This is a genomic window from Hymenobacter sp. R533113 (genome assembly GCF_056835965.1).
In genome coordinates this window covers 1,712,478-1,731,727 of sequence record NZ_JAKWBD010000013.1, presented here as the reverse complement: position 1 = coordinate 1,731,727, position 19,250 = coordinate 1,712,478, and the positions used below count along the sequence as shown (strand labels likewise).

Sequence of the window (19,250 nt, the reverse complement as noted above, 5' to 3'; positions counted from 1 at the left end):
CAAGGCAATAATCAAAGCCGGGGGGCCACATGGAGCCTTCCATGCGCTTTCGTTCTAGCTTTACGCAGCAAAAGCTGATTGAGTATTCGGTTCAGCGCTTTTGGCTGCCTTTTACCTAAACCCTTCGCCCACGCTTTTCCTTGCTGCGTTTTTTAAAAGTCCGCTTTCTACCCGGTTGATCACGCTGCTGGTGCTGGTGCTGGCCATTCGGCTGCCGTTGCTCTGGCTGGGCGTGCCTCTTACGGCGGCCGAGCTGCGGGCTTTGCTGATTGGAGAGCGGATGCACGCGGGCGCCCTCCTCTACCACGACCTGTACGATAGCACGGCTCCGTTGGCGGCCGTCGTTTTCGCCGCCCTCGACCTGGTAGCTAGCCGGCCGCTGTGGCTTTATCGAATACTGGCCCTGGCGCTGCTTCTATTCCAGGCACTGCGGCTCAACCTGGTACTCAACCGCGCCGATGTTCATCCGGAACGAGGCTACGTGGCGGCCCTCACTTATCTGCTCGTGGCCAGCACCACCGCCGAGCTCGATACGCTTTCACCGCTGCTACTGGGCCACACGTTTATTGTGGTAGCAGTCAGCGCGTTGTTGCCTACCACCCGCGAGGGCTACGACAACCGCCGCCTGTTTCGGGCCGGATTTCTGACGGGGCTGGCCGCGCTGTGCTACTTGCCGCTGGCGCTGTTCCTGCTGGTAGGGTTATTTGCCGTTATCATCTTCGCCGCTAACTCTTTCCGTAGCTTTTTGCTGCTGCTGTGCGGTTTTTTCTTTCCGTATATCGTTGTCGCCACCTTTTTCCTTTACACCGAGAGCCTTCCCGGCTTCGTACAATTTCATCTGCGGCCCACGCTGCAAGGCCTGGTCGCTGGCACCGATGGGCTGCCCTTGTGGGTGCAGCTGCGGCTTCTGATTCTGCCTGGCTTTATTCTGCTGCTCGCGCTGGGGCGCGCCTTTACTACGTCGCTGGGGCTGGTATTTCAGGTAAAATTTCGGCAGCTGATGCTGGTTTGGCTGCTGGCTTCGGGACTGATGATGGCAGCCGGCGGCGGTGTAGCTCCCGGCACGCTGGTGCTGGCCTTGCCGCCGCTCACCTATTTCGGATTATTTCTGTGGCAAAAAGCCCCCGCCCTTGGGTGCCCGATGTGCTGCTGTTGGTAGTATTGGGAGGCATTTTGGTGGTTCGCTACCGTGCCGTACTTGGGCTGGAGCAGCTGGTTCAGATTCCGGCCGAAAGCAATTATGCCATGCAGCCGCACCCGGCGTATACGGCCGTGCAGGGGCAGCGCCTTCTGGTACTCGGCCCCGACCGGCGCCCTTACGTGCAAAACAGCCTCGCCTCGCCTTACCTCGACTGGCGACTAGCCCAGGCTGATTTCGGTCACCTGAACGAGTATGCCGCCGTCTTTCGGTTAGCGCAGAATTTTGCCCCCCAGCCCCCGACTTACCTCATTGATGAGGTAGGATTGCTGCCGGAGCTGCGCTACAAGCTGCCCGCCATCTTCGGGCGCTACCAGCCGACTAGCACGCCGCGCGTATATCAGCTGAAATAAATGGTTAAATGGTTGTGCGTTCTGACCACATATTCAACGCCAGTAAAACAACCATTTAGCCCCCAGCCATTTAACCATTCAGCTAACAATCAATCTTATTGACGCGCGTTTGGTGGCGACCACCTTCAAATTCGGTGGTGAGAAACCTCTCCGTAATTGCGCGGGCGGCGTCCTCACTCACGAAGCGGGCTGGCACGCACAGAATATTGGCGTCGTTGTGTTGGCGGGCCAAGGAAGCCAGCTCGGGCTCCCAGGCAATGGCCGCTCGTATGCCGCGGTGCTTGTTAGCGGTAATACATACTCCGTTGGCGCTGCCGCAGACCAGAATTCCCTGCTTGAACTCATCGGCCGTTATGGCCGAGGCTAATGGATGCACAAAATCAGGGTAATCGACGGAATCGGGCGAATGGGTGCCGAAATCCTGCACCTCATGGCCCGCTTCGCGCAGCCACTTGGCCAGCATCTGCTTGTACTCAAATCCGGCGTGGTCAGAGCCAATAGCGACTTTCATGTTGGTGCTGTACGACAGTTTATGAATGATAAAGCTTAGTAAGCCGCTTAGCTCTGGCCATTATTGGCCACTAAATCAGCATTAAGCTTTTTGAGGCTGTTACGCCGCACGATGCGGGCAATATTGATGCTCACCTCATACAGCAGCAAGATGGGGATGGTAACGATAAGCTGAGACGAGACATCGGGAGGCGTAATAATGGCCGCTACAACAAGAATTACCACAATGGCGTGCTTACGGTACATACGCATGATTTCGGGCGTAATAATTCCGGCTTTGGCTAAGAAAAACACGATCATCGGCAGCTCAAAGACAAAGGCGCAGGACAGCGACATCGTGGTGAGTGTGCTCAGATAACTTTGTAAGTCAATCTGATTTTCGATGCTGGGGTCGAGCTGATAGGAAGCTAAGAAGTTGATGCTCAGCGGCGCGGCAATGTAATAGCCAAACAGCAGGCCTAAAATGAACAGAATCGAAACGAAGAATACCGCGCCCTTTGAGTTAGCCTGCTCGTGCGGATACAACCCCGGCTTTACAAAGCGCCATATTTCCCAAAACGTATAGGGAAAACCCATTGCCAGCCCCACAATAAACGAGCTACTGATGTGCATGGTCAGTTGTCCGCTCATCTGGCGGTTCTGAATATCAAACGTGACGGGGTCCACACATAGGTCGGGGGCGTGTACGAGCTTCCCGAACTCACAGAACATGCGGTACGTCCAGAAATCGGGGCGCGAAGGGCCCAGAATCAGGTCGTGAAAGAGAAAGTCTTTTGCTAAGAAAGCCCCAATCGTGAACACTACGATTGCAATAGCGGCGCGAATGATATGCCAGCGCAGGGCTTCCAGATGATCGATAAAAGACATTTCCGGATGCTCGGCCGGCCGCGTTCCGGCTTGGATACTAGTCTGATCCACTGATGCTTAGATTAATAAAATGAAGAAGGTAGCGCACATGCGACGAAGTGCTTGCGCCAGACGTACGAAGTTTTTGGCTGCCTAGATAGCGTCTGGCCAAAAACTATGGGAATAGGGGGCCTTTTTAATTATTTACCCACGCCCGGTTCGCTCATCGGCGCTGATTTTCGGCTAGGCAAACAGCGGAAATGCTTGCATCCACTCGTTTACCTGCCCACGTACCCGACTGAGGTGCGTTTCGTCGGCGTGGTGCATAAGCACATCATCAATCAGCTCCACGATGCGCGTCATGTCCGTTTCAACGAGGCCGCGCGTGGTGACGGCCGCCGAGCCAATGCGCATCCCCGACGTCACGAAGGGAGACTTGTCGTCGAAGGGCACCATGTTTTTATTGATGGTGATATCGGCTTTGATGAGGGTGTTCTCGGCCAGCTTGCCCGTGAGACCTTTGCTGCGCAAGTCAATCAGCATCAAGTGATTATCGGTGCCGCCCGAAATAATTTGGTAGCCGCGCTCTGTGAAGGCCGTAGCTAGCGCGTTAGCATTTCGGATAACCTGGCGGGTATAGTCGGCATAGGTATCAGTGAGAGCTTCGCCAAAGGCAACCGCCTTCGCACCAATTACGTGCTCCAGAGGCCCGCCCTGCGTACCGGGAAACACCCCGGAGTCGAGCAGCGCCGACATCATCCGCAGCTCTCCCTTCGGCGTCTTCAGGCCAAATGGATTCTCGAAGTCCTTGCCCAGCAAAATAAGCCCCCCACGCGGGCCGCGCAGCGTTTTGTGGGTGGTGGTAGTTACGATATGACAATGCTCAAACGGGTCATTGAGTAAGCCTTTGGCAATCAGGCCGCTGGGGTGAGAAATATCGGCCAGCAGCAGAGCGCCTACTTCGTCGGCGGCCTCGCGCAGGGCCTTGTAGTCCCAGTCGCGGGAGTAAGCCGAGGCTCCGCAGATGATGAGTTTGGGCTGCTCGCGGCGAGCCGTGTCCTTTACCTTCTCCCAATCGATGAGGCCCGTTTCGGGCTCTACGCCATAAAAAGAAGGCGTATACAGCTTGCCAGAGAAATTGACGGGCGAGCCGTGCGTCAAATGCCCCCCGTGGCTTAGGTCGAAGCCCAGAATTTTGTCGCCGGGGTTCAGGATGGCCAGCATCACGGCGGCGTTGGCCTGAGCGCCGGAGTGGGGCTGCACATTCACCCATTCCACGCCAAAGAGCTCCTTCGCACGATCAATGGCCAGCTGCTCTACCTGGTCTACAATTTCGCAGCCGCCATAATAGCGCTTGCCGGGCAAGCCTTCGGCATATTTATTGGTGAGGATAGACCCTTGCGCCCGCATCACCTGCTCCGATACATAGTTTTCGGAGGCGATGAGTTCAAGACCGTGGGTTTGGCGCTCTTTTTCCTTACGAATAAGGTCGAACAGCACGGTATCGGGGGCGAGAGTAGTTGTGGTCGTTTCCATAGCCTCAAAGGTAGGGGTGAATCATTTAGCAATAAATAGACAACTAGTGGCAATGTTCAGTAGCACGTACCAGCAATTTACTAATAAGTGGCCGGCAAACTGGGGATCTTTCTTCCGCATGTCGATTGTTCCTCGTTACTTGCCCTACGCTACGTGAGCACTTCTATGGTATCGCCCCTCGCCGAACTTCTGGCCCAGCTTCGTGTGGGCAACCAGAAGTCCTTGATTACCTTTTACGAGCAGAACCGCGACCATTTTGCCCGCTGGGCCAAATGGCACTATAAACAGGAGCCCGCCACCGCTCATGCCACGCTGAGGGCCGTATTGCTGGAGTTTTATGACCGCGCCACCGATGGGCGCCTGACCAAAATGCCCCCCGATCTGCGCGCGTTTATTTATGATATGGCCCGGGAGCGCCTCGATGAAGCCACCGCTGAACGGTTGCCCCAGGCCGAAGCCAACCGGCGTCAGCACTTGCTGCGGGCATTTCATGCCTTGGGCGCCGACTGTCGGCAGGTACTTTCTTACTTTTATTTTCGGGGCTATAACTTCGAGAAAGTAGCCGGCAAAATGGGCTATCCTAATGCTGTAGTGGCTCGTATTCAGAAAGCTACTTACCTGCGTAAGCTCTACGAAGTAGCTCTGCAAACCCCCGACGCTGATCACCAAACGCTACCCTCTACCGACAATTAACCGGATGCTGGCCCCTTTCTTGTTTAGCGGCCTTCACGTCTTATTCCTCATGCTTCTCTAGCTTTTCGCGCTGCCTTGGTTCAAAGTTCCACCTCTTCTATGACGTCGTCCTTCGACTTACGCCCGTATTTGGAAGATATGGAGCGCTTCGCTGACGGGCAGCTTTCGGCGGCCGAGCAGGAGGCCTTTGAGGAACGCATGCTCGAAAACCCTGAGCTGCTTAAGGCGCACCAGGCCTACGAGCAGCTGACGGCCGATTTGCGCTGGGCGGCCGGGCATGAGATATTGCAGGAGCAGCTTCAGGCGCTGGATCAAAGCTTAGACCAGCGCCAGCAAGCCCTAACCAGAGTACAGCGTAGTCCGGCTACCACCCGCCGCCGCTCCCGCCGCTGGCTGCTCGCCATTATGGGAGTAATTCTGGTAAGCATTAGTGCTTGGCTGATGCTGCGCCCAGGCGAAGCGGACGCACCTGCCGCCTGGAGCCGCTATTATCAGCCTGATATGGGCTTGTCGGAAGATGACCCCAGCATCAGTCGTCGGCCTTTGCTAGCCGAGGCCATGCACCAATATCAGGCGGGCCGCTACCCCGATGCGCTCCGCATTTTGCAGCGCCTCTCCCCCGATCAAGTGGGCCAGGATACGCTACTCTACTACAATGGCATTTTTCTGCTTCAGCAAGACCGGGCCACGGCCGCCCGCTCTTACCTGCGCCGCGTAAGTCAGCAGTCGAACTCTCCGCTGGCCGGCAAGGCGCTATATCACTTGGGCATGGTGCATTGGCGCAATAAGCACCCCGTTGAGGCCCGCGCTATTTTGCGGCAGGTAGCCGACGACCCTAACAATCCGTACCGGGAAGACGCCCAGCTTGTCCTGCACGACAACGTACTGCAAGACCAATAAAAAAGCCCCCCAGTTATGAAGCTGGGGGGCTTTTTTATTGGTGGTTGATTTATTAACCGATGACTCTTCTCCAAAACCCTGATCTGCTCGCCTGCTCAGCGGCGCGCTATCGGGTACGGCTCCTCCTGATTAGGAGTAAGCCCAAGTTGAAACGTGTCCAGGTTCAGCACGGCTAAGTGAGCCAGCTCCGGATTGTGGCGGTAGACGCAGCCCGTATCGAGGCCAATTGCTCCCTGCCGGACATCTACTCGCCGCTGGACCTCAGCCGTGGGCGTGGGAACGTGGCCATGCAGCAAGCGCCGCCCCTGCAGCCGCGAGGCATCAAACACGAACTGCTTGGTATTTAGCATCGTGTTCCAATCCTGGCGCATTTCATTGGGGGGCAAATGAAAGTCGAAGCCAGCGTGAACGAGCGTGAAGCCTGAAATATCCAGCTGGTAAGGCAACGCATCGAGCCAGTGGAGGTAGGGCTCAGGAATCTGGGCTGCCTCTGTTACCCCAAAGCTTTGTAGCGTCAATGCCCGGTCATCGGCTGAAGCCCAGGTGACGGAAGCCCGGCCATGAGCGGCATCGAGCAGCTCCTGATCATGGTTTCCGCGCAAGCAGTATACCTGAAAGCCAGCGGCTTGCAGCTGCATCAGGTAATCGAGCACGCCGCGGCTATCGGGACCTTTATTTACGTAGTCGCCCAGCACGTACAACTCATCCGTAGGGCGCAGACGCAACTTCGTTTCTACCGCGTAGCGGAAGGTGTGCAGGCAGCCGTGCAGATCGGTGGTGGCGTAGCGGGCCATGAGAGCAGGCTGGTTGTTGGCAAAAATAGATAGTGGGGATACCCCGGACAAGCGGCCCGCTGAGCGGTGCCGGGCGGTCAAATCTTACCTGTTTGAAACCTAAAAAGCACTTTCTTCGCAGGAAGAAGTGCTTTTTAAGCCTAAAAAAGAGACACCGGACGGCTTAGGTATACGGCGTGTTGTCCAGGTCCGTCTTATCGAGGTTGCGGTTGGGGTTGTTGGTCAGGTGAGGCGGCACCTCGTCCAGCCCATCGTCGGTGTACTCATCGGCCAGCCGCTGCTCCAACTCGCCGCTGTTGAGGGGGTGCTGGTCGGGTCGCCTTTGGACTGGCCATCGCCGGCTGGATTGCCTTTGTTCTCCTGGGACTGCTGATTGCTTTTTGCCATGATTTCAATGCGTTAGATGATAAAACAGGGGCGATAATCTGGTCTACTCGCCCCGCAGGATGCCCGATTCCTGGGCGTTGGGGTCGTTTAGATCAGCGTTGGTTTCGGGCGTAGCCCGACCAGCCGGGCTATCTTGCACCGTAGACACATCGTGGTCATCCTTGGTTAGGGTATTGCGGATGCCATCTACGTCGCTCTCGCCGGCGCCGTGCAGGGTGCGTTGGGCCTTAGTAGCGTTGTTTTCCGACGGGGAAGGTGGCCGCCGAACCGTGTCAGCACTGGGCAGGTCCTGGTCGGGCATATCCTGGTCGGCGCGCTCGTCGCGGCCTTCTTCCGTGGTCAGCATATTATCGCCGGGGTGGCCTACTTTATCTGCATCTTCGTTCACCGAAATGGATGTATTGCCGCTGCCGCTATCTGTACCATAGCCCTCTTTGCCGTCGCGGTTGCCAAACCCGCCGCGGGCAGCTTCGTTTTTGGGTGGATCGGCATCGGGAATGATGTGTCCGGCAGCTAACTCCTGCTCAGTAGTGTCGTCATTGATGACGCGCACGGGACGATTATTAGGATCAATGGCCATAGAAAGCGTCGTTTAAAGTCGTGGGTGGATTACTTTAAAGTGTACTCTGGTTTGCGAATTTTGGTTTAAGTTGAACCGAAACAGCGTGACTTACAGCGAGTAAAAGGCGGTCGTGTCGAGCGTTTTATTTTTCGAATATCATCTCCTTAAAAAAGCCCCCCATGTGGACCGAACATGATAACGCCCTCACCCGCAGCTTCCATTTCCCCGACTTCAAGGCCGCCTTCGCCTTCATGACGGCCGTGGCCGCCGAAGCGGAGCGCCAGGATCATCATCCGTGGTGGTCTAATATGTACGACATTGTCGAGTTTCGCCTCTACACCCACGATGCGGGCAATACCGTCACCAAACGCGACCACCGCTTGGCGGAAGCCATCGACCGGATTTACGCTGCGCTCAATGAGCAATGAAGAATGTATTAGCGGACGACCTTCATTGCTCATTTTTCATTAAGCGAAGCGTCAACTTACCTTTGTGCAACTATGCCCGACGAAGCCTTTACGACCACTGTTCTATACCTCGTGCCCACCCCCATCGGCAACCTGGAGGATATCACCCTGCGGGCCATTCGCATCCTGGGCGAGGTAGATACGGTGCTGGCCGAAGACACCCGCAACAGCGGCCGCCTGATGCAGCATCTGGGTTTGAAAAAACCGCTGCTCAGCTACCACCTGCACAATGAGCACCAAACCGTGGCTCGTCTGATTGAGCGCCTGGAAAAAGGCGAACGCATGGCTTTGGTATCGGATGCGGGCACGCCGGGCATTTCTGATCCGGGCTTTCTGCTGGTGCGCGAGTGCCTGAATCGGGGCCTAAAAGTAGAGTGTCTGCCGGGCGCCACGGCGTTTGTGCCGGCCCTGCTCAAGTCAGGTTTCGGAGCCGAACGCTTTGTGTTTGAAGGGTTTCTGCCCGTTAAAAAAGGACGCCAAACCCGCCTGCGGGAACTGGCCACCGAAACCCGCACGTTGATATTCTACGAATCGCCGCACCGAATTGTGAAAACGCTGGAGCAGCTGGCTGAGGTATTTGGCCCTGAGCGGCAGGCGTCGGTGAGCCGGGAATTAACCAAGTTATTTGAGGAAACCGTAAATGGTACGCTGCCCGCGCTGGCAGCCAACTTTGCGGGTCGTTCATCCATTAAAGGAGAAATCGTTGTTGTCGTTCAAGGAAGTAAAGAATAGCCCGGCCGTTGCCGCGGCTCCGCGCCCCCTGGCGGGGTGGGCCTACTGGCAACCTTCGCTGCTGGCGCTGCTCAGCGCCGTGCTTTTGTGGGCCGGCTGGCCCGTACACCCCGCTGGCATGGCTCTGCTGCTGCTCGTGGGGTGGGTGCCGTATCTGCGGATGGAGCAGCTGCTTACGCGGCGCGGCGCGAGCGGCTGGAAGGTGTTTCGCTACACCTATCTGACGCTGGTGTTTTGGAATGCATTTACCACCTGGTGGGTGAGTTACAGCACCCTGGGCGGCGGCATTGCGGCCGTGGTGCTGAACGCGTTGCTGATGTGCCTGCCTACTATGGCGTTTTATCACACCAAAAAGCTGGCGGGTCCTACGCTGGGCTACCTGTCGCTGCCCGTTTACTGGATTGCCTTCGAGCAGCTGCACCTGCACTGGGACCTCACCTGGCCCTGGCTGACGCTCGGCAACGGCTTTGCCCAGGCCAATAGCTGGGTGCAGTGGTACGAATACACCGGCTTTCTAGGCGGCTCCGTCTGGATTTGGGTAGTGAATATTTTGGTGTTCAAGGCTTTGTTTAGCCTTAAAGCCAAAACGCCCCCCAAAGCTACTATCCTTGCCGGCGACGTTACTTTCCGCCCCGGTGAATCGTTGCCAGGTCGTCCTTTTGCCGCTCGCTGGCTGGCACCTGTGTTAGCCGCTTTGCTGCCGATTATGCTGTCTTACTTTATTAAGGCGGCTTATCAGGAAAAAGGCCCCCCAGCCGAGGTTCTGGTTATTCAGCCGAATATTGACCCCTATCAGGAGAAATTTCAGGGGGCGTCAAACTTCATTCCTGTTGAGGCGCAGGTTACCCGGCTCATTACGCTCACTACCGAAAACCTGACCTCCAAAACCCGCCTCGTGCTATGGCCCGAAACCTCGCTGGATCAGGCACAGTGGGAAAACCAGTTTGATGCCAACCCCAATACCCAGCGCGTACGGGCCATGCTGGCTCAGCACCCGAACCTGGAGCTGATAACGGGTATTACTACTCTAATAGCGTATCCGAGCAAGGAAAAGGCCACCATCACGGCCCGCTTCCGCGACGAGACGGGCTACTTCGATGTGTTTAATACGGCTGCCTTTCTGCCCAATGCCAGCACACCGGCTACTTTTTACCACAAATCCCGCCTCGTGCCGGGCGTGGAAAAAGTACCACCGCTCCTCACGCAGCTCATCGCCAACATTGATCTGGGTGGCACGGTGGGCAGCTACGGCAGCCAAACGAAGCGCACCGTATTTCGCTCTCCCACCGACTCCTCATTGCGGGTGGGTCCGCTCATCTGCTACGAATCGGTGTATGGCGACTTCGTGGCCGAATACGTGCAGAATGGGGCAACACTGCTGGGCATCATCACGAATGACGGCTGGTGGAGCGACTCGCCCGGCCACGAGCAGCACCTACAATACGCTACCCTGCGAGCCATCGAAACCCGTCGGGCCATTGCGCGTTCGGCCAACACGGGCATTTCGGCCTTCATTAATCAGAAAGGCGAAATCACGACTCAGACCGGTTGGTGGGTACCCGCCGCTAGCCGCGCTACCGTGCAACTTAACTCCGAGCTAACGTTTTACGTGCGTCACGGCGAGCTGATTGGCCCGACGATGCAAGTGCTGGCCGGATTGCTGCTGGGCTTCACGCTCGTGCGTCGGTTTTCGGGGCCGAAAAAATAGTTTAACCAATCATCCGTCATGCAGAGCGCAGCGAAGCATCTCGCGTGCTGACGCAGGATTAGTAATCAGACGACCGCGAGCGAGATGCTTCGCTGCGCTCTGCATGACATCTGTTCAACCTATGGATTTCAACTCACTAAGCCTGCAAGTAGCGGATATAGCGCGCCGCGCCGGGCAGTTTATTCGCCAGGAAGCGGCCAATTTCGACCTAGCCAGCGTGGAGCACAAAGGCTTGCACGATATGGTTTCGTACGTCGATCAGCGGAGTGAAAAGCAATTAGTCGACGAGCTGCACGCGCTCCTGCCTGAAGCGGGCTTTATCACGGAAGAAGGCACGGCGGCCAAGGAAAGGACCGAGGAGTATAACTGGATCATCGACCCGCTCGATGGCACGACTAACTTCATTCACGGCCAGCCCGCGTATTGCGTGAGCGTGGCGCTCATGCACCGCGACGAGCTAGTGGTGGGCGTGGTGTACGAAATAAACCAGGATGAGTGCTTCCGCGCGGCGCTAGGCGCGGGTGCTTTCTGCAACGAGAAGCCGATTCATGTATCGACCGCATCCGATTTACATGAGTCGCTTTTGGCCACGGGCTTTCCTTACTACAAGTTCGACAAGCTGGACGCCTACCTGAAAATCATGGGCGCATTTATGCAGTCTACGCACGGGATTCGCCGCGTCGGCTCGGCGGCGCTGGACCTGGCTTACGTAGCTGCGGGCCGCTTCGATGGCTATTTTGAGTTCAATATCAACTCCTACGACGTAGCGGCCGGCGTGCTGCTCGTGCGGGAGGCCGGCGGCCACGTCACGCAGTTTCTGACTGCTGGTGACCCCATATTTGGCCGGGAGGTGTTAGCCACCAACGGCCAGATACACCGCCAGATGCAGCAAACTATTGGCGATTACTGGAAGTAGTCAGCGCCAGCGCCAAACTTTTTTCGGATTGCGTAGTTTTGTGGGTGTTATGCTGTTCCAATATTTTCTCATCGGCGTTTTGTTTCTGGCGGCCACTTTTTATGTGGGCCGGATATTCTGGGGGCTTTTTTCTCCCCCGGCACGACGGGCTGCGCCAAGGGCTGCGGCGGCGCCTGCGGTACCATTGATGTAGATCGGCTGCAACGCACCATTGAAGCGGCGGCGCTGAAAGCTGAATCCCTTCCCAGTAAATAACTTTCTGTAGTGTCGATTCAGACAACCTCGCCCCGTGCCTACTGCGTATAGTCGGCACGGGGTTCTTTTTTGTTCCCTGCTCTGCCGCACCGTTCCACTCCCAAACGCCCCCTGATTATGCAAGATAAAGAAGAAGAACGCTCCCTGATTATGGTAGAACAGAAGCTGGCCAAAGACGGTTTTACCGAAGATTTTCGGGTCGCCGATGGCCGCCTGCGCCCTTTTAGCTCCGAGACTATCAGCTATGGCCCCGAAGACGTGACCATCGTGGATTTTTACCGCTTCGAAGGTGAAAGCGACCCTGATGATATGTCCATCCTCTACGCTATTGAGTGCACCGACGGTACTCGGGGCACGATTGCCTCGGCTTATGGCCCAGCGGGTGACTCCGATAACATGGAGTTTTTTAAGCAGGTAGAAGACTTAGGCAAAAATCTTCGGAAGGACCACAAGTAAGAAAACATTACAGTCAAAAAAGCCCCCCAGAATAGTTCTGGGGGCTTTTTTGACTGTAGACAGTACTCGCTGCTACTTATGCTTTCCTGTCCGTGTCGACTTCTTCATTTTGCAGCGCAATAGGCAAAGCGACTCCGCCCGGCACATGCAGCGTGCGAATAGGGAAGGGAATATTGATACCGGCCTCATCGAAGGCTTTCTTGATGCTCATAATGGCAGCGCTTTTGGCCCCCACGAAGTCGACTTGCCGCTTGTAAGGAATCCAGAAGCGGAGCTGAAATGTGATGGCGCTGTCGGCAAATTCGGTGAACATGACCTCCGGTGCCCGCTCGCGCACCAGGTGCGGCACTTGCTGCACGGCTTCTAATACTACCTCGCGCACCTGCTCCAGATCGGAATCGTAGCTCACGCCGCAGTCCAGATCGACGCGGCGCATGGTATTGACGGAGAAGTTGATGAGCGCATTTTCAAACACTTTGCGGTTCGGCACCAGCACCAGCTCGCCGGTGGGTTGGCGCAGGTCTACGGTGCGCAGCCGGATGCGCTCAATGACACCGAAGTAATCGTTGGTTTTAATCACGTCGCCTACGTTGAACGGGCGCTGAATAGCGATGATAATGCCGCTAATGAAGTTGGCCGCGATGTCTTGGAAAGCAAAACCCAAGGCCAAGCCAATGATACCAACGCCAGCCAGCAGCGAGGTCACGGTTTTGTCCAGGTTCAGAACCGACAGCACGAAAAACAGCCCAAATAGCAACACCACAAAATACACCAGCGTCGAAATCAGGCTATTAATTGTGACGCTGTGCGATACGCGCGGCAGAAAGCGGGTGGCGAAGCGGCTCAGCAGCCGGGCGGCAAAAATGGTTACTGTCAGCAGCAAGACGGCGACCACCAAGTTGGGTAGCATTATCACAAACTGCTCGGCCCAGGCAATGAGCTTATCAGTGACGAGGCTAAACGTATTTGAAAAATCAGAAGTCAGGGCAAATACTGCTTGTAATAGCATAGAATGAAATGCAGAAGCGTAACACACGGAAAGCCCACCAGAGCGGGCTGCTATGCTAGTAACAACGCGCTCAACTGAATAGAGGTTATTTTATTGACATCTAACGCGTTTCTATTCAAATCTGCTATGTTACCTCGCAGAATCGGGTGAGTACGAACCAGAAAAGCGGCTTCAGCCCCACACGCGGGTGCCCTCGGTGCAGTTGCGGCACATCTCAATCTGGTCGCGGCCTTTGAGCAGGGAAGCGCGAAACTGCCGGTATTTTGGCCCCTGCCATAATCCCCGAAAGGTTTGCTGGGATAAGTCGCCGAGGCGATACTCGGCGTCCTTATCGAAGCAGCAGGGCACCACCAACCCGTCCCAGGTGATGACGCAGGAGTGCCACATCTTCCAGCAATGGTTCAGCAGGCGGTTTTTGATGCTCCAGGTGCCGTTCTGGTTATTCTCGTAGCGCGAGTAGTAGTCGATGGTCGGGATGAGGGGCGAGCCGTGCTGGTAATCGTAGATCTGGGCGGTTTTGAACCACACATCGTCCACGCCCATTTGCTTCGCCAGCTGCCTGGCGTCCTCTATCTGATGCTCGTTGGGCTGCACTACCAGAAACTGAAACACCACGCGCGGCGTGCTCGATTTCAACTCTTTGCGCCAGCGCAGCACATTGCGCGTGCCCTCCAGTACTTTGTCAATTTTGCCCCCCACGCGATACTGCTGGTAGGTTTCCTGCGTGGTGCCATCCAGCGAGACAATCAGCCGATCCAGCCCCGACTCTACGGTGCGCCGGGCATTCTGGTCGTTGAGATAGTGGGCGTTGGTGCTGGTAGCGGTATAAATGCCCTTGTCAGCCGCGTATTTTACCAGCTCCAGAAAATGGGGATGCAAATAAGGCTCGCCCTGAAAGTAAAAAATCAGGTACCAGAGCCGCGCCGCTACTTCATCGATGGTGCGCTTAAACAGCTCGTCGGGCAGCATACCCGTAGGCCGGGTAAAGGAGCGCAGCCCGCTGGGGCACTCCGGGCAGCGCAGGTTGCAACTGGTAGTCGGCTCAAACGACAAAGCCATTGGCAGCCCCCAATGGTGCGCCCGGCCGGTTAGCTTGCTCAGGGCGTAGCTTCCTACCACCTGCGCAGTATTCAGCGCCCGCCGGGGCGTGGTTTTGGAAAGCAGGTTAAGCGCGTCGGTGAGCGTAGAGGCCATGGTGCGGGCAAAGGTCGGCAATGCCCAAGCAAAAACGCTCCCCAAAGTTTCGGCAGCGCTTCTGAAGCACAAAAAGCCCCCACGCTTGTCGTATGAGGGGCTTTCTAAGAAAAACAGAGCCTTACTTCACCTTAATATCACCCCGAATTTCGCCACCGGGGAATGCAGCACTATGCAGATTGGCATAAAAACCATTGTTCAGCAATAAAGCCTCATCGGCTTCGGTGAAATTAGCCGTTGCGGTGACGGGGGAGGTGAGCTGCGGAAATGGGAAAATTACGGGGCCGTTCATACCAGGCATACCACGGTGCAGGTGTCCAGCCACTGGTGTCAGTCCAGCATAGGTTACCGTGTAAGTTAATATGTTGGTGTTTTTGTCATAAACTCCTGTAAAAGTACCGGTGGCCGCAGAAGAGTTTGTGGGTACTTCCTGGCTGCTGTTCAGAACGGCCGTCAGGTTTACTTTAGTGCTAGGGGCCGGCTGCGCTATTTTGATGAACTCCTCTAAATCTGCTTGATCACAAGCGGAGAAAGAGACCAGGCCGGCGGTTAGGAGAAAGAGAGAAGTGAGTCTTTTTAGCATTGGTTAGGTAGTAAAGAGTGGATTAATAGGAAAGAAGAAAAGTGAACCCGCTGGCGCGGAAAGCTGAACCAGAAAATGTGCCGGTAGAACCTACGGCAAAACTGCGAAGTCGGTTCGTAACAATTTGGCTTTCTTGTATTTCCAGCAGACCAGAGGCTGCCTTCTTGCCTCGTCAGTCCTCCAGCCCCAACTGGTCGCAGGCCGAAAAGATCAGGAAGCGCAATGCCAAGAGGCAACAGCCGGTAAGCTTGTTTAGCATATATCGGGGAGTGAGGAGTGGAGATAAAACCGGTAGATAACTGCCCATCGAGGTGGAAATAGCTTGAGCCAAATCACTACTTTGAAGGCAAGGAAAGTGTTGTCATTCTTTTACAACACACTGAACATCTTATTGTTGAACAAATAAATAAGTATATCACAGCGGTTTTATACCATCTCTTAAAACCTCACCCCGACCCTGCCGTTAATCAATATCTAACCCTGATGCGCAAGCCATGAAAATTCCAGTTGAAAAAGGCCAGGAAAAAGGCTTTTTGCCCGATGGGCGCCACGTAGTAGAGATTACTGATATTCAAGAAGGCACCAGCGAGCACCAGCAAGTGCCATTTTTCGCGGCGCGCATGGAAAACGAAGACGGCTTCGTGACCCAGCGCTTCTACACTTCGGCGGCGGCCATGCCCATTTTACTCTCCCTTTACTCAGCCGTTGGCATTCATGCCGAAGGCGGCAAAGACCTCGACACCAAGCAGCTGCTGGGTAAGAGGCTTTCCATTGAAGTGAGCGACCATAGTTACGCCGAGCCAGCTTCCGGCGCCGAGCGCACTATCAAGCAAGCCACCGGCTTCCGGGCCGCTTAGCTGTTAACTAGATAGCAAAAAAGCCCCCCAGATCTAATCTGGGGGGCTTTTTTGTATTGGTTCAGCTTATTTATCGCCTATTACGGGCAGGGCACTGGTATACGTAGAAGCTTTCCCGAACGACTCTTTAATCTCATCGATGGCCGCGTGGCTGCTTAGGCGCTTGGGCTTGGTATTGAGGAAAGAGCCGTCTTCTGCCAGCAGAAAATACGAGGGCACTTCCTGCAAGGCGTAAGCCCGCGCCAGCGTCGAGCGCAAGCCGCCCGCCGCCCGTACATGGACGCCCGGTAGCTTCTTGCTTACTACCAGCTGCTTCCAGGCTGGGTCATTCTCGTCGAGGGCGATGTTAAGAAACACGATGTTCTTGCCTTCAAATTTCTTTGCTAAGTCTTGGGCATAAGGCAGGTCGCGCAGGCTCAGACCGCTGGTGGTGCGCCAGAAGTTCAGATACACCAGCTTGCCGGCAAAGTCGCGCAACGAAACCGTGTCGCCCTTCACCGTTAGGAGCTTGAAATCGGGGGCCGGGGCGCCAATAGCAAAGGCTTTGTGGCTTTCAAAATCGCGCTGCAACAGCGGATAAAACTCGTTTTTAGCATCTACGCTGCGAAAGTCGGTCAGCATAGCAGCCGACTGCTTCACATGGCCAAACCGAAATGACTCCTGCAGAATACGGCCCATCACTAGGGGTTTTGCCGGTCCCGTCAGCTGCTTCTTGGCCAGATCATAGCATACCCAGTAAAAATCGGGGTCGGTGCGCTGATGGTTGGCAGCCACCGCCGTGTGATGAATGTAGTTCAGCAAAAACTCCTGATGCTGCTCGCTCTGGGCGGCGCCGGGGTTGTTGATGAGCGTCGCGTCGTTGAGGAAACTGTAGTACTCTGGTGTCATTTTCAGGCGGCCTTCGGTGGCTACTACCTGCTCGCGCAGATCCTGAAAGGTGAGGCGGTCGTTGGCGTAGCTATAGTCAATCTCCGCTTGGGCGTAGGCCTTGAAAGCGGCCGACACCTGATTGTCCTCCGCGTAGCCATCCAGAAACTTCTGCTCCGCCTTGCGGCGATAATCCAGGAAAGACAGGAAGCCGGTCTCATACAGCATGATGTTATCGGGCAGCACCTGAAAACCGTCGTTTTCGATAAACTGCTCATCCAGCTCAACCAAATAGTTACTGGCCTCCGAACCAGGGCCTTTAAACTTAATACTGGACGCCAGATCGTTGCCTTTGAAACGCACTTCGATAGTATTGCCAGGCTCCAGAAAGAGGTCGGCTACGTCGTCGCCGTACACCAGGTCGGCGCGAGTCGGACCGGGCACGGCCACCGCCAGCCGAAACTCCCCTTTGCTATCGAGGCGCGCGTAGGTGATATGTTCCTTCGCGTCAAGTGGATGCTCGCGAAAGGAAACGGCGATAGTATCGGTCTTGTGGCTGCTTACTTTACCGGTAAGCACAACGGTGCCCTGAGCCCTACTTATAGCAGGCGCTAACAGCGCAACGGTCAGCAGACCAAGCAGAAAACGGAAAGGCGATTTGTTCGAAGCAGAATTCATGTAGTAGGCAATCGACAACACGGGGGATTCGTGGTGAATACTTAGCTAAATACTAATGACTGATTGAGTGAATCAATTCAGTATATTCTCGGTATAAGACAATTCTCAACCCAAAGATAAGGCATAAAAACCTATAAAATCCAATATCGCGGCTTACTTTTTCGTAACATCTTGTCAGGGTACGACTTTGAAATTATAAAGCTAAGCCGCCGAAAAGCTCTTTAGGCTGCCTTAGAAGAGGCAAAAAGGTATTTTACCGGAGTAGCAGCAGCGCCTAGCCATTTATTCCCAGCTATAAGCATGCCTAAATTTTTACCCAAACAGCCCTGTTAATACTTCATCTAGCCTCCCAACCGGGTGTACCCGAATGCCAAAGCGCCCTAAGTCTAATCCTCGGGCATTAAACTGCGAAATGTACATTTCCTGAAAACCAAGCTTTTCAGATTCTGACAAACGCTGATCAAGCCGACTTACGGCCCGTATTTCTCCGCTCAAACCTACCTCGGCAGCTAAACAGGTTTCGCCGCTGAGGGGAATGTCATTGAGCGAGGAAACCACAGCCGCGCATACAGCCAAGTCAAGAGCGGGATCTTCGAGGCGCAGACCGCCGGCAATGTTTAAAAACACGTCGTGCTGCCCCAGGCGCAGGCCGCTGCGCTTTTCGAGTACCGCCAGCAGCATTTGCAGGCGTTTGGAGTCGAAGCCGGTGCTGCTGCGTTGGGGCGTGCCATAAGTGGCAGGGCTCACCAAAGCCTGTACCTCTACCAGCAAAGGCCGATTGCCCTCCAAAGTAGCTCCGATGGCAATGCCGCTTAGGGTTTCGGTACGCTGACTGAGCAAAATTTCGGAAGGGTTGGACACCTGGCGCAGACCCGCACCCTGCATCTCGTAAATGCCCAACTCGGAAGTAGAGCCGAAGCGGTTTTTGATGGTGCGCAGAATACGGTAGCTTAGGTGCCGGTCGCCCTCGAACTGCAACACCGTGTCCACCATGTGCTCCAGAATTTTGGGGCCGGCAATGGAGCCGTCCTTGGTAATATGGCCGATGAGCAGTACGGGTACGCCGGTTTCCTTGGCGTACTTGAGCAGCTCAGCCGTGCACTCACGCACCTGCGACACTGACCCCGCTCCCGACTCCACGAGGCCCGATTGCAGGGTTTGGATAGAATCGACCACCACCACGTTGGGCTGGAGCTGGTCGATCTGGCGGAAGATGTTTTGGGTATTTGTTTCGGTGAGAATGTAACAGCCGGGGTGCTGGTCGCCGAGGCGCTCGGCGCGCATCTTGATTTGCTGCTCGCTTTCCTCGCCCGAGATGTAAAGCACTTTGAGCTGCCGTAAGCTCATGGCAATCTGGAGCATAAGGGTGCTTTTGCCAATGCCCGGCTCGCCACCGATGAGCACCAGAGAGCCCGGCACGAGGCCACCGCCCAGCACACGGTTTAGCTCGCCGTCGTGGGTGTCGATGCGGGCTTCTTCTTCGTAGTGAATCTCGCCGAGGGGGCGAGGCTTAGCGCTGGTTTTAGCGCCGGGCGAAGCCGTGGGCGGCTTCCAGGAGCCAGTAGACTGGTTGTTTTCTTTTTCGACTACTTCCTCCACGTAGGTGTTCCACTCCCCACAGGAAGGGCAGCGGCCAATCCACTTGGCGGATTGAGCACCGCATTTTTGACAGAAGTAGAGGGTTTTGATTTTGGCCATGAAGTCAGGTCAGATGAACCTATAGAATGCTCGGTGGGAAGGAAAAGTTTG

Annotated in this window: 21 protein-coding genes; 10 read left to right on the top strand and 11 right to left on the bottom strand. The window is 55.5% G+C overall.

Annotated elements, in window-relative coordinates; translation table 11 throughout:
- Positions 1 to 175 precede the first annotated feature (175 nt).
- Together MKZ35_RS16960 and MKZ35_RS16955 are read left to right on the top strand one after the other, a co-directional pair.
- A complete protein-coding gene (locus tag MKZ35_RS16960; protein ID WP_482514377.1) occupies positions 176 to 1,159 on the top strand; it encodes a hypothetical protein in 984 nt (327 codons plus the stop codon).
- A complete protein-coding gene (locus MKZ35_RS16955) occupies positions 1,111 to 1,551 on the top strand; it encodes a hypothetical protein (RefSeq protein WP_482514376.1) in 441 nt (146 codons plus the stop codon). The genes MKZ35_RS16960 and MKZ35_RS16955 overlap by 49 nt, the downstream gene beginning before the upstream one ends.
- An 82-nt stretch (positions 1,552 to 1,633) precedes the next feature.
- On the opposite strand, the gene rpiB is transcribed toward MKZ35_RS16955, so the two are convergent.
- The 3 genes from rpiB to MKZ35_RS16940 form a co-directional block, all read right to left on the bottom strand.
- Positions 1,634 to 2,062, bottom strand: a complete 429-nt coding sequence (rpiB, locus tag MKZ35_RS16950) for a ribose 5-phosphate isomerase B (protein WP_482514375.1) — start codon at positions 2,060 to 2,062, stop codon at positions 1,634 to 1,636.
- A 47-nt stretch (positions 2,063 to 2,109) separates the two neighbouring features.
- On the bottom strand, positions 2,110 to 2,979 hold the full coding sequence (gene tatC / locus MKZ35_RS16945; protein ID WP_482514374.1) for a twin-arginine translocase subunit TatC: 870 nt from the start codon (positions 2,977 to 2,979) through the stop codon (positions 2,110 to 2,112).
- 171 nt (positions 2,980 to 3,150) lie between these two features.
- Positions 3,151 to 4,443 (bottom strand): serine hydroxymethyltransferase, encoded by a 1,293-nt coding sequence (locus MKZ35_RS16940; RefSeq protein ID WP_482514373.1) that lies wholly within the window; start codon positions 4,441 to 4,443, stop codon positions 3,151 to 3,153.
- A gap of 153 nt (positions 4,444 to 4,596) precedes the next feature.
- Between MKZ35_RS16940 and MKZ35_RS16935 the strand changes: the two genes are divergently transcribed.
- Positions 4,597 to 5,136, top strand: a complete 540-nt coding sequence (locus MKZ35_RS16935; RefSeq protein WP_482514372.1) for a hypothetical protein — start codon at positions 4,597 to 4,599, stop codon at positions 5,134 to 5,136.
- 99 nt (positions 5,137 to 5,235) lie between these two features.
- Complete coding sequence (locus tag MKZ35_RS16930; RefSeq protein WP_482514371.1) at positions 5,236 to 6,036, top strand: tetratricopeptide repeat protein; 801 nt, start codon at positions 5,236 to 5,238, stop codon at positions 6,034 to 6,036.
- A 95-nt stretch (positions 6,037 to 6,131) separates the two neighbouring features.
- On the opposite strand, the gene MKZ35_RS16925 is transcribed toward MKZ35_RS16930, so the two are convergent.
- The 3 genes from MKZ35_RS16925 to MKZ35_RS16915 form a co-directional block, all read right to left on the bottom strand.
- Positions 6,132 to 6,830: a metallophosphoesterase family protein gene (locus MKZ35_RS16925; RefSeq protein WP_482514370.1), complete on the bottom strand. Its 699-nt coding sequence runs from the start codon at positions 6,828 to 6,830 to the stop codon at positions 6,132 to 6,134.
- A 163-nt stretch (positions 6,831 to 6,993) separates the two neighbouring features.
- Positions 6,994 to 7,116 (bottom strand): hypothetical protein, encoded by a 123-nt coding sequence (locus tag MKZ35_RS16920; RefSeq protein ID WP_482514369.1) that lies wholly within the window; start codon positions 7,114 to 7,116, stop codon positions 6,994 to 6,996.
- A gap of 144 nt (positions 7,117 to 7,260) precedes the next feature.
- On the bottom strand, positions 7,261 to 7,797 hold the full coding sequence (locus MKZ35_RS16915) for a hypothetical protein (RefSeq protein WP_482514368.1): 537 nt from the start codon (positions 7,795 to 7,797) through the stop codon (positions 7,261 to 7,263).
- Positions 7,798 to 7,937: 140 nt separating this feature from the next.
- On the opposite strand from MKZ35_RS16915, the gene MKZ35_RS16910 reads away from it, so the two are divergent.
- From MKZ35_RS16910 to MKZ35_RS16890, 5 genes are all read left to right on the top strand, one after another.
- Positions 7,938 to 8,207 carry a 4a-hydroxytetrahydrobiopterin dehydratase gene (locus MKZ35_RS16910; protein ID WP_482514778.1) on the top strand — a complete coding sequence of 90 codons (270 nt, stop codon included), beginning with the start codon at positions 7,938 to 7,940 and terminating at the stop codon, positions 8,205 to 8,207.
- Between the two features lie 72 nt (positions 8,208 to 8,279).
- The gene (gene rsmI, locus MKZ35_RS16905; RefSeq protein ID WP_482514367.1) at positions 8,280 to 8,978 is read left to right on the top strand and encodes a 16S rRNA (cytidine(1402)-2'-O)-methyltransferase; all 699 of its coding nucleotides are present in this window, start codon (positions 8,280 to 8,282) and stop codon (positions 8,976 to 8,978) included.
- Complete coding sequence (gene lnt / locus MKZ35_RS16900; protein WP_482514366.1) at positions 8,917 to 10,686, top strand: apolipoprotein N-acyltransferase; 1,770 nt, start codon at positions 8,917 to 8,919, stop codon at positions 10,684 to 10,686. Before rsmI ends, lnt begins: the two co-directional genes overlap by 62 nt.
- 103 nt (positions 10,687 to 10,789) lie before the next feature.
- A complete protein-coding gene (locus MKZ35_RS16895; RefSeq protein WP_482514365.1) occupies positions 10,790 to 11,602 on the top strand; it encodes an inositol monophosphatase family protein in 813 nt (270 codons plus the stop codon).
- 372 nt (positions 11,603 to 11,974) lie between these two features.
- The gene (locus MKZ35_RS16890; RefSeq protein WP_482514364.1) at positions 11,975 to 12,313 is read left to right on the top strand and encodes a hypothetical protein; all 339 of its coding nucleotides are present in this window, start codon (positions 11,975 to 11,977) and stop codon (positions 12,311 to 12,313) included.
- Positions 12,314 to 12,389: 76 nt separating this feature from the next.
- On the opposite strand, the gene MKZ35_RS16885 is transcribed toward MKZ35_RS16890, so the two are convergent.
- The 3 genes from MKZ35_RS16885 to MKZ35_RS16875 form a co-directional block, all read right to left on the bottom strand.
- Entirely contained in the window at positions 12,390 to 13,322 is a 933-nt protein-coding gene (locus MKZ35_RS16885; protein WP_482514363.1) for a mechanosensitive ion channel family protein, read from the bottom strand.
- Between the two features lie 171 nt (positions 13,323 to 13,493).
- Positions 13,494 to 14,516, bottom strand: coding sequence for an SPASM domain-containing protein (locus MKZ35_RS16880; RefSeq protein WP_482514777.1), 1,023 nt, complete (start codon positions 14,514 to 14,516; stop codon positions 13,494 to 13,496).
- A gap of 121 nt (positions 14,517 to 14,637) precedes the next feature.
- Positions 14,638 to 15,099 carry a CHRD domain-containing protein gene (locus tag MKZ35_RS16875; protein ID WP_482514362.1) on the bottom strand — a complete coding sequence of 154 codons (462 nt, stop codon included), beginning with the start codon at positions 15,097 to 15,099 and terminating at the stop codon, positions 14,638 to 14,640.
- Between the two features lie 494 nt (positions 15,100 to 15,593).
- Here MKZ35_RS16875 and MKZ35_RS16870 point away from each other — a divergent pair, with 494 nt between their 5' ends.
- Positions 15,594 to 15,956: a hypothetical protein gene (locus MKZ35_RS16870; RefSeq protein WP_482514361.1), complete on the top strand. Its 363-nt coding sequence runs from the start codon at positions 15,594 to 15,596 to the stop codon at positions 15,954 to 15,956.
- Between the two features lie 66 nt (positions 15,957 to 16,022).
- Here the strand turns inward: MKZ35_RS16870 and MKZ35_RS16865 are convergent, their stop codons facing one another.
- Positions 16,023 to 17,501, bottom strand: coding sequence for a TlpA family protein disulfide reductase (locus tag MKZ35_RS16865; protein WP_482514360.1), 1,479 nt, complete (start codon positions 17,499 to 17,501; stop codon positions 16,023 to 16,025).
- A 312-nt stretch (positions 17,502 to 17,813) separates the two neighbouring features.
- Positions 17,814 to 19,199, bottom strand: coding sequence for a DNA repair protein RadA (gene radA, locus MKZ35_RS16860; RefSeq protein ID WP_482514359.1), 1,386 nt, complete (start codon positions 19,197 to 19,199; stop codon positions 17,814 to 17,816).
- Positions 19,200 to 19,250 lie beyond the last annotated feature (51 nt).

Excerpts from the sequence above, each read along its gene's own strand:
- MKZ35_RS16880 (WP_482514777.1), bottom strand. The coding sequence starts at position 14,516 with ATGGCCTCTACGCTCACCGACGCGCTTAACCTGCTTTCCAAAACCACG.
- MKZ35_RS16940 (WP_482514373.1), bottom strand. The coding sequence starts at position 4,443 with ATGGAAACGACCACAACTACTCTCGCCCCCGATACCGTGCTGTTCGAC.
- MKZ35_RS16870 (WP_482514361.1), top strand. The coding sequence starts at position 15,594 with ATGAAAATTCCAGTTGAAAAAGGCCAGGAAAAAGGCTTTTTGCCCGAT.
- rpiB (WP_482514375.1), bottom strand. The coding sequence starts at position 2,062 with ATGAAAGTCGCTATTGGCTCTGACCACGCCGGATTTGAGTACAAGCAG.
- MKZ35_RS16865 (WP_482514360.1), bottom strand. The coding sequence starts at position 17,501 with ATGAATTCTGCTTCGAACAAATCGCCTTTCCGTTTTCTGCTTGGTCTG.
- radA (WP_482514359.1), bottom strand. The coding sequence starts at position 19,199 with ATGGCCAAAATCAAAACCCTCTACTTCTGTCAAAAATGCGGTGCTCAA.
- MKZ35_RS16925 (WP_482514370.1), bottom strand. The coding sequence starts at position 6,830 with ATGGCCCGCTACGCCACCACCGATCTGCACGGCTGCCTGCACACCTTC.
- MKZ35_RS16875 (WP_482514362.1), bottom strand. The coding sequence starts at position 15,099 with ATGCTAAAAAGACTCACTTCTCTCTTTCTCCTAACCGCCGGCCTGGTC.
- MKZ35_RS16930 (WP_482514371.1), top strand. The coding sequence starts at position 5,236 with ATGACGTCGTCCTTCGACTTACGCCCGTATTTGGAAGATATGGAGCGC.
- rsmI (WP_482514367.1), top strand. The coding sequence starts at position 8,280 with ATGCCCGACGAAGCCTTTACGACCACTGTTCTATACCTCGTGCCCACC.
- MKZ35_RS16895 (WP_482514365.1), top strand. The coding sequence starts at position 10,790 with ATGACATCTGTTCAACCTATGGATTTCAACTCACTAAGCCTGCAAGTA.
- MKZ35_RS16885 (WP_482514363.1), bottom strand. The coding sequence starts at position 13,322 with ATGCTATTACAAGCAGTATTTGCCCTGACTTCTGATTTTTCAAATACG.
- MKZ35_RS16915 (WP_482514368.1), bottom strand. The coding sequence starts at position 7,797 with ATGGCCATTGATCCTAATAATCGTCCCGTGCGCGTCATCAATGACGAC.
- MKZ35_RS16890 (WP_482514364.1), top strand. The coding sequence starts at position 11,975 with ATGCAAGATAAAGAAGAAGAACGCTCCCTGATTATGGTAGAACAGAAG.